The organism is Tabrizicola sp. T74 (assembly GCF_057219935.1).
Genome location: NZ_JBXVVT010000001.1, coordinates 200,249 through 214,349, shown reverse-complemented (window position 1 = coordinate 214,349; position 14,101 = coordinate 200,249). Strand labels below are relative to the sequence as shown.

Annotated in this window: 15 protein-coding genes; 8 read left to right on the top strand and 7 right to left on the bottom strand. The window is 64.9% G+C overall.

The annotated features are described in order from the left end of the window. The first annotated feature begins 74 nt into the window (after positions 1-74). The 5 genes from AC2EAL_RS01095 (at position 75) to AC2EAL_RS01075 (ending at position 4,928) form a co-directional block, all read left to right on the top strand. Positions 75-1,214, top strand: a complete 1,140-nt coding sequence (locus tag AC2EAL_RS01095) for an aminomethyl transferase family protein (protein WP_484722327.1) — start codon at positions 75-77, stop codon at positions 1,212-1,214. Between the two features lie 93 nt (positions 1,215-1,307). After that, on the top strand, positions 1,308-1,898 hold the full coding sequence (locus tag AC2EAL_RS01090; protein ID WP_484722326.1) for a dimethylamine monooxygenase subunit DmmA family protein: 591 nt from the start codon (positions 1,308-1,310) through the stop codon (positions 1,896-1,898). Then, complete coding sequence (locus tag AC2EAL_RS01085; RefSeq protein WP_484722325.1) at positions 1,895-2,857, top strand: PDR/VanB family oxidoreductase; 963 nt, start codon at positions 1,895-1,897, stop codon at positions 2,855-2,857. The genes AC2EAL_RS01090 and AC2EAL_RS01085 overlap by 4 nt, the downstream gene beginning before the upstream one ends. 9 nt (positions 2,858-2,866) lie before the next feature. Further along, positions 2,867-3,931, top strand: a complete 1,065-nt coding sequence (locus AC2EAL_RS01080) for a heme-dependent oxidative N-demethylase family protein (RefSeq protein ID WP_484722324.1) — start codon at positions 2,867-2,869, stop codon at positions 3,929-3,931. Between the two features lie 28 nt (positions 3,932-3,959). Further along, a complete protein-coding gene (locus AC2EAL_RS01075; RefSeq protein WP_484722323.1) occupies positions 3,960-4,928 on the top strand; it encodes a GlxA family transcriptional regulator in 969 nt (322 codons plus the stop codon). Between the two features lie 9 nt (positions 4,929-4,937). Here AC2EAL_RS01075 and AC2EAL_RS01070 read toward each other — a convergent pair whose 3' ends face one another. Further along, on the bottom strand, positions 4,938-5,795 hold the full coding sequence (locus AC2EAL_RS01070; RefSeq protein WP_484722322.1) for an EamA family transporter: 858 nt from the start codon (positions 5,793-5,795) through the stop codon (positions 4,938-4,940). 114 nt (positions 5,796-5,909) lie between these two features. Between AC2EAL_RS01070 and AC2EAL_RS01065 the strand changes: the two genes are divergently transcribed. Next, on the top strand, positions 5,910-8,279 hold the full coding sequence (locus AC2EAL_RS01065) for a trimethylamine N-oxide demethylase (RefSeq protein ID WP_484722321.1): 2,370 nt from the start codon (positions 5,910-5,912) through the stop codon (positions 8,277-8,279). Between the two features lie 91 nt (positions 8,280-8,370). Continuing rightward, entirely contained in the window at positions 8,371-8,754 is a 384-nt protein-coding gene (locus AC2EAL_RS01060; RefSeq protein WP_484722320.1) for a group II truncated hemoglobin, read from the top strand. Between the two features lie 12 nt (positions 8,755-8,766). On the opposite strand, the gene AC2EAL_RS01055 is transcribed toward AC2EAL_RS01060, so the two are convergent. From AC2EAL_RS01055 to cbiB, 4 genes are read right to left on the bottom strand one after another with little or no spacing between them, the layout of a single operon-like run. Then, positions 8,767-8,970 (bottom strand): hypothetical protein, encoded by a 204-nt coding sequence (locus AC2EAL_RS01055; RefSeq protein WP_484722319.1) that lies wholly within the window; start codon positions 8,968-8,970, stop codon positions 8,767-8,769. A gap of 21 nt (positions 8,971-8,991) precedes the next feature. Next, positions 8,992-9,645, bottom strand: coding sequence for a glycosyltransferase family 2 protein (locus AC2EAL_RS01050; protein ID WP_484722318.1), 654 nt, complete (start codon positions 9,643-9,645; stop codon positions 8,992-8,994). A gap of 26 nt (positions 9,646-9,671) precedes the next feature. Next, on the bottom strand, positions 9,672-10,829 hold the full coding sequence (locus tag AC2EAL_RS01045; RefSeq protein WP_484722317.1) for a lytic murein transglycosylase: 1,158 nt from the start codon (positions 10,827-10,829) through the stop codon (positions 9,672-9,674). Between the two features lie 24 nt (positions 10,830-10,853). Next, positions 10,854-11,753: an adenosylcobinamide-phosphate synthase CbiB gene (gene cbiB, locus AC2EAL_RS01040; protein ID WP_484722316.1), complete on the bottom strand. Its 900-nt coding sequence runs from the start codon at positions 11,751-11,753 to the stop codon at positions 10,854-10,856. Positions 11,754-11,975: 222 nt separating this feature from the next. Between cbiB and AC2EAL_RS01035 the strand changes: the two genes are divergently transcribed. Next, positions 11,976-12,329 (top strand): hypothetical protein, encoded by a 354-nt coding sequence (locus AC2EAL_RS01035; RefSeq protein WP_484722315.1) that lies wholly within the window; start codon positions 11,976-11,978, stop codon positions 12,327-12,329. Positions 12,330-12,355: 26 nt separating this feature from the next. On the opposite strand, the gene AC2EAL_RS01030 is transcribed toward AC2EAL_RS01035, so the two are convergent. Both AC2EAL_RS01030 and AC2EAL_RS01025 read right to left on the bottom strand, forming a co-directional pair. Next, positions 12,356-12,886 carry a L,D-transpeptidase family protein gene (locus AC2EAL_RS01030; protein ID WP_484722314.1) on the bottom strand — a complete coding sequence of 177 codons (531 nt, stop codon included), beginning with the start codon at positions 12,884-12,886 and terminating at the stop codon, positions 12,356-12,358. Next, positions 12,883-14,055 carry a MalY/PatB family protein gene (locus AC2EAL_RS01025; RefSeq protein WP_484722313.1) on the bottom strand — a complete coding sequence of 391 codons (1,173 nt, stop codon included), beginning with the start codon at positions 14,053-14,055 and terminating at the stop codon, positions 12,883-12,885. The genes AC2EAL_RS01030 and AC2EAL_RS01025 overlap by 4 nt, the downstream gene beginning before the upstream one ends. Between the last annotated feature and the right edge of the window lie 46 nt (positions 14,056-14,101).

The following is a 14,101-nucleotide window of genomic DNA, read 5'->3' as shown; positions in this document are numbered from 1 at the left end:
CACTTGATTATTGCTTTCTGGCGGGAATCGCCTGACACTCGGCGAAAATCAGAACCCACTGGGAGGGACTGCACATGACGAATTCCTGGCGTTTCTCGGCACTGATGGACCGGCACAAGGCGCTCGGCTCCAACCTGGAAGATTGGAGCGGGATGGGCACGGCCTGGTCCTATGCCAAGGGCGACCCGAATGCCGAATACATGGCGATCCGCACTAAGGCGGGGCTGATGGACGTGTCGGGCCTGAAGAAGGTCCACATCACCGGGCATGCGGCCAGCCACGTCATCGACCGGGCGACGACCCGCGACCCCGAGAAGATCGCACCCGGCAAGTCGCTCTATGCCTGCATGCTGAACGATGCGGGCAAGTTCATCGACGACTGCATCATCTACCGGATGGGGCCGAACAGCTATACCGTGGTGCATGGCTCGGGCCAGGGGCATGAGCAGCTGACGATGGCGGCGACGGGCCGCGATGTCTCGATCCGCTTCGACGACAACCTGCACGATCTGTCGCTGCAGGGGCCGCTGGCGGTGACCTACCTGGAAAAGCACATCCCTGGCGTCCGCGCGCTGCCCTACATGGGCCACATGCCGGCGATGCTGTTCGGCAAGCCGATCACCCTGTCGCGGACCGGCTACACCGGCGAGCGCGGCTATGAAATCTTCTGCCGTGGCCAGGACGCCGTGGAGATCTGGGATCGCATCCTTGAGGAAGGCGCGAGCATGGGGATCATCCCCTGCCGCTTTACCACCTTGGACATGCTGCGGGCCGAGAGCTACCTTCTGTTCTTCCCCTTCGATAACTCCGAGATGTACCCGTTCGAGAATGAAGGCCCGGGCGACACCCTGTGGGAGCTGGGCCTGGACTGGACGGTGACCAAGGGCAAGACCGGCTTCCGGGGGTCCGAGGAGCATTACCGGCTGCAGGGCAAGGAACGCTTCAAGATCTCGGGTCTGAAGTTTGCGGACAAGACGAAGGTCCCGGGCAATGCGCCGATCTTCAAGGATGGCAAGAAGGTGGGCGTGGTGACGCAGCCGATGTATTCGCCGCTGAACGACTGGGTCGTCGCGATTGCCCGCCTGCCGGTCGATTGCGCCAACAACGGCACGGAAGTCGAGGTGCGCTGCGGGACGCATGGCCCGCTGAAGGCGGTGTCGGCCGCGCTGCCCTTCTACGACGTGGAAAAGAAGCGCCGGACCGCCAAGGACTGATCTATCGGGGGCCTGCGCTTCCGCGCGGGCCCCTTTCTGCCCAAGGAATGTGCCCCCGTGAAAGTAGAGCTGACCCCTGTGAATGCCCCATCCATGCGCTCGCGCCCGGTCTATGCGGCGCTGGAGCCGCGCCCGGGCAAGCTGCATGTGATTGTCGCCGACGATGCTGGCGCGGATGCCGTGACCGATATGCTGGGCAAGGCGAACAACTCTTCGGAAATCCTTGCCGGCGCGCATGTCATGTACTGCCCCGGCCCGACCGGAACCGATGGAACGGCCAAGCTTGAGGCGCTGGGAGCGGCGCAGTTCTTCCGCGCGCCGACAATTCCGGCGCTGTTGCCGCGTCTGGTGCGGGTCTTGTCGGACGCGCATATGGGGACGCAGTTCTACCTCGCCGGCACCGAAAGCCTGATCGGCCAGGCGGAACGCGAGATCATGTCGACCGGCTTCCCCTATGCCTCGATCCAGAAGGAACAGCGCGGGTCCACGCTGCGGCGGGTGCAATGCGTTCATTGCAAGGGGGTGACCGAGAACGTGGCCACCGATCCGTTCAAATGCAGCCACTGCGGGCTTAACCTCTTTGTCCGCGACCATTATTCCCGGCGCATGGCGGCCTTCCAGGGCGTGAACATCGACGCCGAGGACCCCGGCCTGGTGCCGGAAAGCGTGGTGAGGTTCAAATGAGTGGCGGCGCGAAACTGCAGGTCCGTGTGGCCGAGGTCGTCGAGGTCAACGAGCTGATCAAGCGCTTTCGGTTTGTCAGCCGCGACGGGTCGGAGCTGCCGGCGTTTTCGGGCGGGGCGCATACGGTGGTCGAGATGGATGACCATGGCACGCGCAGGCTGAACCCTTATTCACTTATGTCGGACCCCGAGGATCGCACGGGCTATGAGATCAGCGTCCGGCGTGATGACGCGGGTCGCGGCGGGTCGCTCTACATGCACCGGCATGTGAAGCCGGGGATGGAGATGGTGCTGTCGCACCCGGTCAACCTGTTCCCGCTGGACAACCGTGCGCGGAAGCACCTGATGATCGCGGGCGGGATCGGGATCACCCCGTTCCTGGCCCAGATCTCGCAGTTGACCCATTTCGGCGGGCGGTTTGAACTGCACTACTCGGCGCGGTCGAAGCCGCTTGGCGCCTATATGGACCGGCTGACGGCGGCGCATCCGGATCGGGTCCACTGCTACTTCGACGACCAGAAGCAGGTGATCGACCTGAAGAAAGTTCTGCAAAATCAGCCGATTGGCGCGCACCTCTACGTCTGCGGGCCGAAGGGGATGATTGGCTGGGTGCTGACGACGGCCGAAGCGATGGGCTGGCCGAAGCAGGCGCTGCATCACGAAGAATTCCTTGCCCCCGGCACTGGCCTGCCCTTCCAGGTGGAACTGGCGGCCAGCGGCAAGACCATCACCGTCGGCACGACGCAAAGCCTGCTGGAGGCGATCGAAGCGGCGGGCGTGGATGCCCCCTACCTCTGCCGGGGCGGGGCCTGCGGGCAATGCGAAACGGCCGTTCACAAATGCGACGGGACCATCCTGCACCGTGACCACTGGCTGACGCCGGAAGAGCAGGCCTCGAACCAGAAGATCATGCCCTGCGTCAGCCGCTTTGAGGGCAAGACCCTCGTCATCGACCGATAGGAGACGACGATGAGCCTCGATTTCCGCCCTGGTGCCTTCAGCGACTTCTTCCGGGACGAGACGTTCCGTGAAACCTTCACTTACACGAACAGCAATCCGCGTCGGTTCCCGTTCCCCTTCGACCGCGACGACTACATGTATTCGGTCAACATGGAGCCGCATGTGCCGGGGCGGAAGGGCACGGCATTCGAGCACACGTTCGATGTGGACGAGCACTACGTGGCCGAGATGATCGACCGCGCGAAGGTGCTGGCCGAGGACCCGCTGCGCTGTCAGTCGTTGCCGCACATGACGCTGGCGGGTTGGGACGTGCTGGAACTGATCATGGAGACCAAGGCGCGAGATTATCCGCAATGGTTTTCGCTGACCAAGGACGGCAACCGCTGGCACTGGGTGAACCGGCCGCTGGGAATCGAACAGTCGTTCACATTCCTGGACGAATCGACGCTGCCCTATCCGCCCTTCGAATACATCATGCGGCAGACCCAGGGTGACTGGACGCTTCAGGACGAACGCGACGGGACGCTGTGGATGGATGCGGGGATCGCAACCTCACAGGCCGACTGGTCGGTAGACTTTGACGTCGGCATGAACTTCCACGAATGGCACGCCCCGGTGCCGCTGGCGCATGAGAAGGGCGTCTTCGACCGGGCGCTGAAGTTCCTGCTGCAACTCCAGCACGGCGCCCCGGTGCGGCGGTTCAACTGGACGATGACGGTGAACCCGCTTCTGGACACCGCGCCCGAGACCTACCCAAAGTGGGGGCCGATGAAGACGACGATCACGCAGGAGAACCTGGGCAAGAAGCAGCACCTGCGGGTGGAACTGCAAAGCCTCTACCGCCTGCCCCGGTCCAACGCCATTGCCTTTGACATCCGCTGCTACCTGTGCAGCTTCGAGCAGATCGTGACCGTCCCGAAATGGGCCCGCCGCCTTCACCGCGTCGTCCGCGACCTGCCGGTGGAACTGGCGACCTACAAGGGCTTCATCCGCAACCGCGACGCGATGGTGGAGTGGCTGTCCAAGTATGACGACGGGGCGCCGACCTCGCCCGGCTGGTTCCCAGATGACTGAGCGCGGGCCACTGCGCCTGGGGTTTCTGATGTTCCCCGGCTTTCCGATGGCCTGCCTGACCTCGGCCATCGAACCCCTGCGCGCGGCGAACGAGATCACCGGTCGGCGGGAATTTACCTGGACGCTGGTCTCTGAAACCGATGCGCCGGTCAGGTCCAGCGCCGAGATCGGCTTTGACCCGGACATCACCCTGCAGGCGGTCGAGGGGCTGGACCATCTGTACCTGATCTCGCCCCCGACCGCCGCCTTCGCCGACCCGCGCCGTAGCCCGGCCCGGCTGCGCTGGCTCGACCGCACCGGGGTGACGCTGGGTGCCTTCTCGGGCGGGATTTTCCCGCTGGCCCGGGCCGGGCTGCTGGACGGGCGGCCCTGTTCCGTGCACTGGTGCTATGAGGCGGCGTTCAAGGCGGACTTCCCGTCGGTCGAGGCGCGGGAAGTGACGATCCTGCGCGAGGGCCGCCGCACCACCGCAAGCGGGGCCGGGGCGGTCTTCGACCTGATGCTGCGGCTGATCGAGGAACGCCTGGGGCGCGACTGCATGACCGAGGTCGCCTGCTGGTTCCAGCACCCCTTCGTCCGGGATGCCGATGTCAGCCAGAAAGTCCCCGTCGCGCGGGCCGGTGGCACGACCGACAGCCTTCCCGCCGCGATCCGCGAGGCCATCCGCCTTTTCGAGACCCATGTCGAGGACCCCCTGCGCATCCCCGATGTGGCGCAGGCCGTGGGCCTGTCGGGTCGCCACTTCGAACGCATCTTCAAGCGCGAGACGGGGCAAAGTCCCTTGCGCTATTATCACCACTTGCGGCTGATGAAGGCGCGGCAGCGGGTGCTGTATTCCAGCGACAGCTTGCGCGAGATCGCGGCTTCGGTAGGCTATGTCACCTCCAGTCCGATGATCCGGCACTATACCGAGTTCTTCGGCGTCTCGCCCCGCGACGAACGACGCCTGACCCAGTCAGTCCGCCGCGCGCCAGAACGGGTGGAGGCGGCGGAGTAGGGCGCCTGCCTACCCGCCCTGCAAGCCCAGCACCGCGATCCCCGAGAAGACGGTGGCGATGCCCAGCCATTGCCGGGGGCGGACGGCTTCCTTCAGGAACCAGGCGGCCAGAAGGACGGTCAGCACCCCGAAGAGGGACGAGGTGACCGAGGCATACTCTGCCTTCGGCAGCGCCCCGGAGGCGGTGACGAGGCCAAGCGCCAGCGCGTCGAAGGCACCCATCAGGGCCAGAAGGCCGAGGTTGGCCCGGGGGGGCCGCAGGTTGCGGGTCGCCACCATGGCCAGCGCGATGATGGCGGCGAAGGCGATGACGCGCCCGATCAGGATGACCGGCAGTTCCGACCCAAGGCGCGCTCCGACCTGGCCCAAGGCGAAGGTCGCGGCGAAGCCCACGGCAGACAGGGCGGCCCACACGATGGCGGTGGCAGGCGGGGCGGCATAGAGGTCGGGCGTGTCGTCGCGGGCGGCCAGGGCGACGATGGCGATGCCGGTGACGATCAGAACGACGGCCCACCAGTCAACTGGCGTGATCTCGCGCCCCTGAGCGATGGCGATGAGGAGGGTCAAGAGCGGATAGGCTCCGATCACCGGCGATACCAGGCGGACCGGGGCGATCGAGAAGGCCTTGTAGAGGCTGCCGATGGCGACGGCGAAGGCCAGCCCTCCGGCGATGCTGGCGCGCCAGGCACCTGCGGTCATGGTCGACCAATCGGCCATCAAGGCGAAGGGCACCAGTACGAGGCAACCTGCCCCAAGCACCGTGGCGATGATCGGCAACAGCGCTGCCCCCTGGCTGAGTTTGCGTGCCAGAAGATCGTGGACCGCCCAGATCAGGGCGGCGGTCAGACCGAAGCCGAGTGCCAGCATTTTGAAGACTTTTCCCCGCGTTTCGCTTGTGTCAGGCCGACCCTGACGCTATTCTTGTGAATGAACAAGTTTTATCCTCATTAAACGGCCTTTGGGTCCGATTGCGGGGAAGCCATGCTGGACTCCATCTATCCTTCGGTGAACCCCGGTCCACCCCGACCGTCACGGATTCTGACGCCGCAGCGGTTTTCCCGTCACCACGGGCAGGAACGCCATGCGGTGCCGGGCGGCGGGGCGGTCCTGCTGCAGATCGCGGTCGGCGACCGGTTGACCCTGGTGAACGACGAGGGCGGCCAGCCGGTGGAGTTGGTGGCGGCGGCGAAGGACGGGCGGATTGACGCGGCGATCCTGGGGCAGGCGGCGAATTCGTCGGCCGAAGGGCTGAAGGCGATGCTCGCGTCCGGCGAGGAGAGCCTTTTGCGGCTGCGGAAAGGGCTGGAGGCGCGGCGGATCGATCTTGCAACGGCTGGCGCGGTGCGGCTGTTCTCGGGCGAGACGCCGGCGGGTTCCCGGGCCGAGGTGACAGCGCTGGACGAGGGGTGGCTGGTGGTCTGTGCGCCAGGGCTGGCGATGGCGCCCGAGGCTCAGGACACGGCGACGCCGGTGACGGTGCTTGTGCAAAGGGCCAAGCCGCGGATGGTGGGGCATTATGACTTGCCGGACCCGCTGGCGGACCCCGTGCTGGACCTGCGGGTCAAGTCGGCAACGGCGGAGAGCTATTTCGTCAAGGCGGGGGACTATATCCAGATCATCGACGTGGATGGGCGGCAGTGCACCGACTTCCAGTGCTTTGACGCGCGGAAGCTGGACCGGGGCATCCAGCATGCGCTGGACGTGACGACCTCGCGCACCTTGATGGGCCACGCCTATTCGATGCCGGGGCTGCATTCGAAATACTACGACCAGGACTGGGTGCCGCTGGTCGAGGTCGTGCAGGACACGGTGGGGCGGCACGACGCCTTCGCGATGGCCTGCGCGTCGAAGTACTACGACGACATCGGCTATCCGGGGCATGTCAACTGCTCGGACAACTTCAATCTGGCGCTGAAGGACCGGGGCGTCGATGCGCGGCCGGGCTGGATGGCGGTGAACCTGTTCTTCAATACGAACATTGATTCACATGGGGTGCTGATTTCCGACGAACCCTGGTCCCGGCCGGGCGACTATGTGCTGTTCCGCGCGCTGACCGACATCGTCTGCGTGAACTCGGCCTGCCCGGATGACACCTCGCCCGCCAACGGCTGGTACCTGTCGGACATCCATGTCCGCACCTATTCGGGGGCGGAGAAGTTCAGCCGTTCCATCGCTTATCGCCCCACGCCTGATGCGGAGCCGAAGATGACCAAGGAAACCGCCTTCCACTCCCGCATTGTCGAGAAGACCCGGCATCACGTTGAATACAAAGGCTATTGGCTGCCGCAGGTCTATTCGTCAAACGGTGCGCTGGAGGAATACTGGGCCTGCCGTCAGGCGGCGGTGGTGCTGGACCTGTCCCCCTTGCGGAAGTGGGAGGTCACGGGGCCGGATGCCGAGGCGCTAATGCAGTGGGTTCTGACGCGGGACATGAAGAAGCTGGCCCAAGGCCAGGTGGTCTATTCGGCGATGTGCTATGAGCATGGCGGCATGATCGACGACGGGACGGTGTTCCGGCTGGGCCGCGACAACTTCCGCTGGATCGGCGGGGATGATTACGGCGGGGTCTGGATCCGGGAGCAGGCAGAAAAGCTGGGGCTGAAGGTGATGGTGCGGTCCTCCACGGACCAACTGCACAACCTGGCGGTCCAGGGGCCGAATTCCCGCGAGATCATCAAGCGGATGATCTGGACCGCGCCGCACCAGCCGACCATCGAGGAGCTCGGGTGGTTCCGGTTCACGGTGGGCCGGTTGGGAGGGCCGTCTGGGGCTCCCGTCGTGGTGTCGCGGACGGGCTATACCGGGGAGCTGGGGTTCGAGGTCTTCTGCCACCCGAAGGACGGCTCGGCGGTCTATGACGCGGTCTGGGCGAATGGTGGCGACCTGGGGCTGAAGCCGATGGGGCTGCAGGCCCTGGACATGGTGCGGATTGAGGCGGGGCTGATTTTCGCGGGCTACGACTTCAGCGACCAGACCGACCCGTTCGAGGCGGGGATCGGGTTCACGGTGCCTCTGAAATCGAAGACCGACGATTTCGTGGGCCGCGAGGCGCTGATCCGGCGGAAGGAGCATCCGAGCCGGAAGTTCGTGGGGCTGGAGATCGACAGTAACGTCGACGTCGGCCACGGCGATTGCCTGCATGTGGGCCGGGCGCAGGTCGGGGAGGTCACGTCCTCGGTCCGCTCACCCATCCTGGGCAAGAACATCGCGCTGGCTCGGGTGGATGTGGCGCATGCTGAAGTGGGCACGGCGCTGGAGGTGGGCAAGCTGGATGGCCAGCAAAAGCGGCTGCCGGCGGTGATCGTGCCCTTGTCGCACTACGACCCGAAGAAGACGCGGCCGCAAAGCTGAAGAGCGCCGGACTTTTCGAAAAGTCCGGTTCGCAGAGCCTTTGAAGGCTCCGGTCCGATTTCCTTGAAGAAATCGGCGAAAGGAGGATGCGATGGAGTCGATGATCGACCGGATTGGCGGCGAGCCGCAGGTCAAGCTGCTGGTGAACCATTTCTATGACCTGATCGAAACCCTGCCGCAAGGCGCGGCGATCATGGCGATGCACCAGCGCGGCCACGGCCTGAGCCACGTCCGACCCGAGCAGTTCAACTTCCTCTGCGGCTTCTTCGGCGGGCGGCGGTACTATCATGAACTGCACGGCCACATGAACCTGCGAGAAATCCACGCCCATGTGGAGATCCGCCTTCAGGATGCCGAGGACTGGCTGGCGGTGATGGACCGGGCGATGGTCGACACCGGCGTCGCGGACCGCGAGCGGGCAGAGATCATGGCGACCTTCCGCCGGGCCGCGCTGATGCTGGTGAACGCCGCATAACGCGCGTGCGGGTCAGAGCAAGCCGTCCTTCAGGGCCTGCACCTTTGCGCGAAGTCCAAGGTCAGCGATGATGACCCGACCGTCCTTGACCAATTCCTCCCGCAGGTCGACCGGCAGGATCTGGGTCCGGCGGTAGAACTGGTCGATCTGTTCCGGGGTGGCTTCCATCAGGAATTCCTGCAGCTCGGGGCGGAACTGGTAGGCGCCCTTGGTCATGCGGAACGGCAGAGCGGCAAGTCAGGCGGCCTTGTCCTGGGAATGGAAGTGCAGCAGCTTTATCTCGGGCTGCCTGTTGGCAATCCGGAGAAAATCCTTGTCGACCATGACGGCATGCAGACGCGGCAGCAGGCCCGGGACCCGGGTCCGGTACATCATCTTGCCGACGGAATGCGACAACAACCCATCGCGGATCACCTTGCGATAGGCACTCAGTGCCGCGCGACGACGGGGCCAGTGTTCGTGACGCAGCGCGCCGCGAAACTCACGCGAGGTGTAGATGTCGTCGGGCAACATCGGATCATGCATGGCCTCGAACGGCTCCAGCTTCATGCCGATCTCTTCCGGTGGCGCATCGTCCAGAATTTCGGTGATCGGACGCGAGGGCAGCAGGAACTCGTCAACGTCGATGTGCACGATCCAGTCGGTCGTGACCTTTTCGCGGTAGGTATATCTTGCATTGTGGGTCTGGCGGTTCTGGTGTTGCGGCGGGCGCTTCCTGATGACGCGAACCCAGTGGGCCTCGTCACAAAGCGTCACGGTGACCCGGGGATGGTTGGCCAGGACTGCCGGGATCGGCGTTTCGGGTTCGTCGAAGTAAAGCCAGAGGTGATCTGCGCCCAGTGACAGGTGATAGGCCGCGAAGGCCAGGACCTTTTCCTCCGGGGCCTTCACCGTCGCGACGACGCTCCAACTGGCCTTCAGAGCGCGTCCAGAAGCTCAGTCGTTGGCCAGCCGTCAGCGGGCAGGCCGAGGCGGACCTGCTCCTTCTGCACCCCGGTGCGGGTGCCCGCGCCGAGGATGCCGTCGATCTTGCCGACGTCATGGCCGAGGGTGGCGAGCTTCTCTTGCAGGGCCTTCATCTGGTCGAGGTCCAGCGCTGGGTCGGGGTTGCCCGCGGCATAGGGCTCGGCGCCCTCGATGCGGGTGGCGAAATAGGCTGCGGTGGTGACGTAGACGAAGCTCTTGTTCCATTCGAAGAGCACGCGGTAGTTCGGATAGGCGAGGAAGGCCGGGCCGTTGCGGCCTTGGGGCAGGAGGATAGAGGCGGTCAGGCCCGGGGTCAGCGGGTCGTTGCGCGGGGTGACGCCGAGGGTGGCCCAGTCCTCGGTGGATTTCGCGGTGTCGAGGCCGGTGAGCGACCAGTCGAAGCTTTCGGGCAGGGTGATCTCGGCCAGCCAGGGCTCACCCGCGCGCCAGCCGTGGTGCTGCAGCATCCGTGCGCCGGACAGGATGGCGTCAGCCTGCGACGTTTTCAACAGGATCAGCCCGTCGCCATCGCCGTCGACCCCGCGTTCCAGGATGTCCTTGGGCAGCATCTGGACCATGCCAATCTCGCCCGCCCAGGCGCCGGTGGTGTCGAGGTCGAATTCGTCCAGCGCATGCAGTTGTGCGGCGGCAAGGACCTGCGGCTGGAAGAGCTCGGGTCTGCGGCAGTCATGGGCGAGGGTGAGCAGCGCGTTGCGGGTGTTGAAGTCGCCCTGGACCTGGCCGAAGTCGGTCTCGAAGGCCCAGAAGGCCAGAAGGATGCCACGTGAGACGCCGAACTCGGTTTCGGCCCGGGTGAAGATGTCGTTCAGCGAGTTCGACTTTGACCGGGCAGTGGAGAGGCGCTGCTTCGAGATGAGGGACTGCGAGAAGTCGAGGAAGGTTTTGCGGAAGACGCCCTGGCTGCGGTCTGCCTTCAGCACCTTCTGGTCCTGCCGGGCGCCGGCAAAGAACTCTGCCGCCTTGTCCGCGGGGACGCCTGCGGCAATGGCTTCTGTCTCCATTGCTTGCAGGAAATCGCCGAAGTCGCCGCCACAGGGGGCCGCGGCGGCTGGGCAGGCCAGCAGAAGGGCGAGAAGGGCTGCGCGCATGGGGTCTCCTTCGTTTCGGAGAAGTTAGGTGAGCGCCACCAGAACAGCAACCGCAAGGAGCGCGGCCCATACCCGCCACAGCGCATCGGCGGCGGCGTCGATGTCGTCGGGACCAGGGTCGCGGCGGCCTTCCGGCCAGACCCAGGGGTAGTCCTTGCGGACGCCATTGTAGCTGCGTGGGCCAGAGAGGGCGACGTTCAGGACCGGCGCCAGCGCCGATTCCGGCCAGCCCGCGTTGGGACTGCGGTGCTTGGGCGCGTCGCGCAGGATGGGTTTGGGGTCAAGCCAGCCATGCGTCAGCGCGATCAAAAGCGCGGTCAGGCGGGCGGGGATCAGGTTCAGCACGTCATCGAGGCGCGCGGAAGCCCAGCCGAAGTCTTTGTACTTGGGCGTCATGTGGCCGATCATGCTGTCGGCGGTGTTAACCAGCTTGTAGGCCAGGATGCCGGGCAGGCCGAGGATCAGATACCAGAAGACGGGGGCGACGACGCCGTCCGACAGGTTCTCGGCCGCGCTTTCGATGGCCGCGCGGGAGATGTCGGGGCCGGTCATGTCGGCGGTGTCACGGCCGACGATCATGCTGACGGCGTAGCGACCTTCGGGGATGGACCGGCGGAGTGCGGTCGCCACGGCGCGGACATGTTCGACGAGGGACTTCTGCGCGACGAGGATGGCGACGGCAATGGCCTCCAGCACCCCGTGGTCGGGGATCAGGTGGATCAGCCAGCCGAGGATCAGGCCGGTCAGAGTGAGGAATGCCGCGACCATCGCACCCTTCAGTTTCAGCTCGCCGTTGCGGTTGAAACGGGCGTCGCACCAGCCGACCAGCCGGCCCATCAGAACGGCCGGGTGCGGCAGGCGGTCCCACAGCCAGCGGGGCTCGCCGAAGGCCGCGTCAAGGAGCAGGGCGACGATCAGGATCATGCGCAGGGCTATCCGTGGCGCGATGCTGATTCGCAAGCGCTTCCCGGATCCGGGCGGCTTTTCGCTGCGCAGCATTGTGCGGCCCCGGATGTCTCAACCCATGGTTGCGGCGCTTCGTGACTTTGGTGACATACCGCCTTTACGTTCCGGTAATAGCCTTGTGACAGCTTGATTTTTTGCCGGGCCAATCCAGAATTCAATTGCGGTGTGTACGAGGCTGCCATGCTTGAGTTTCTGCCGAAGGAAGTGCGTGAGGGGCTGGAAGCCGCACGCAAACGCGATCTGAAGCGCAAGTCGCGACTTCGGGTCGAAGTGGGCGATGCCGTCTATCCGGTGCTGCGGTTCTGGGACAACGGCTTTGCGCTGGATGCGGATTTCTCACCGGGCAAGCTGCGCGGGCTGGTTGATGTCTACGACGGCTCGCGGCATGTGTTCCAGTGCCTGATCGTTGCCACCAGCATCGAGGACGGCGAGCTGGTCTGCGACTTCAAGCGGGCGACGGCGGTGACGGGCAAGGCGCCGCTGGATTTCTGGCGCCGCGATGACGCGCCGGTGGGCTATTTGCCGAAAGCCTGATCCAGGCACGATTTTTCTGCGAAAAATCAGGGGCGGATTTCAACCGTGGTGCCAATCGGGGTAACCGCCCAGACCTCTCGCATCTCGGCGTTGGTCAGTGCGATGCAGCCTGCCGTCCAGTCGCCCTTGACCTTCAGGCCGTCCGGCAGGGCGTTTGGCTGGCCGTGGATGAAGATGTCGCCGCCCGGCGAATAGCCGCCAGCACTGGCCCGGATCAGGTCGTCAGCCTGCGGATAGTCGAGGCCCAGCGAAAGGTGAAAAGCGCTTTCATCATTGCGGCGGTCGATCGTGAACTCACCCTCGGGCGTCTTGCCATCGCCCTGCCGTTCCTTGTCGCCCTCGGGCGTGAAGCCAAGGGCGATCCGGTAGCTGCGGACCGGTTTGCCATCCTGGATCAGCTGCATCTGCCGGTCCGACTTGTCGATCACGATACGGTCCACTGCCCCAGTCAGGGGCGGTGGGGGCTGTGTCGGGCGCATCGTGGCGTACTGTGAGGCGGCGATTATTCCAAGACACAGCAGCAGGCAGAGATAGAGAAAAAGCCGCACACGCTTCATTGCAGGTCAGCGAAGGCCCTTTCCAGCCGGGCCACGGCCTCCACCACTTGTGCGCGGGGGCAGGCGAGGTTGAACCGAAGGAAGCTTTCGCCCCCGGTCCCGAAGGCCGAGCCGTGGTTGGTGGCGATCTTGGCCTGTTTCTCGACCCGCTCGATGAACTCGGCAGGCGCCATGCCGGTGCCGGAGAAGTCGACCCAGGCAAGGTAGGTGGCTTCCAGGGGCGTGGAGCGCAGGCCGGGAATCCGGTTCACGCTTTCGTCGAACAGCTGGCGGTTGCCGTCGAGGTAGCGCATCAGCGCGTCGACCCAGGCGGCACCTTCCGGCGAGTAGGCGGCGGTGGCCATGTGCATGCCAAAGGAATTGGGCGAGATGCCCATCGCGTTGATCGTTCCCGCGAAGGTCTTCCGCAGGGCGGGGTCGGCGATGATGACGTTGCCGATATGGGCGCCGGCGATGTTGAAGGTCTTGGTGGTGGCAGTCATCATCACCAGGCGGTCGGCGATCTGCGGGGCGGCCAGTGCCATGACGGTATGCTTCTGGCCGGGGTAGACGAGGTCATGGTGAATCTCGTCCGAGACGAGGATCAGGTCGTGCTTGACGCAGAAGTCGGCGATGGCGCGCAGTTCATCGACCGTCCAGACCCGACCGCCGGGGTTGTGGGGCGAGCAGAGGATGAACATCCGCTCCTTGCCGGTCAGGTGCTTTTCCCAATCGGCGGTATCGACCCTGGCCAGGCCGTCCTTCAGGGTCAGCGGACATTCGGTGACGCTGCGCCCGGCGGCTTTGATGACGCGGGCGAAGGCATGGTAGACCGGAGTCATCAGGACGACGGCGTCGCCGGGCTTGGTGAAGCTGTGGACGCAAAGCGCGGTGCCGTTGACGAGGCCGTGGGTGGTGAAGATCCAGTCAGGGTGAACCTCCCAGCCATGGCGGGTCTGCATCCACCAGCGGATCGCCTCTAGATAGGCGCGATCATCACCGAAATAGCCATAGACTCCGTGGTCGAGCATCTTCTGCAGCGCATCCTGCACCACTTGCGGCGGCTTGAACTCCATGTCTGCGACCCACATGGCAAGGCCTTCGTCCGGTTTCAGACCGTACAGTGGTTCAAGCATGTCCCACTTGACGCAGTGGGACCCGGCGCGGGAGATCGGAGTGTCGAAGGTCATGTCAGACGGCCTGTTGATTGGGACGTTCATCCGATTAATCCATCCT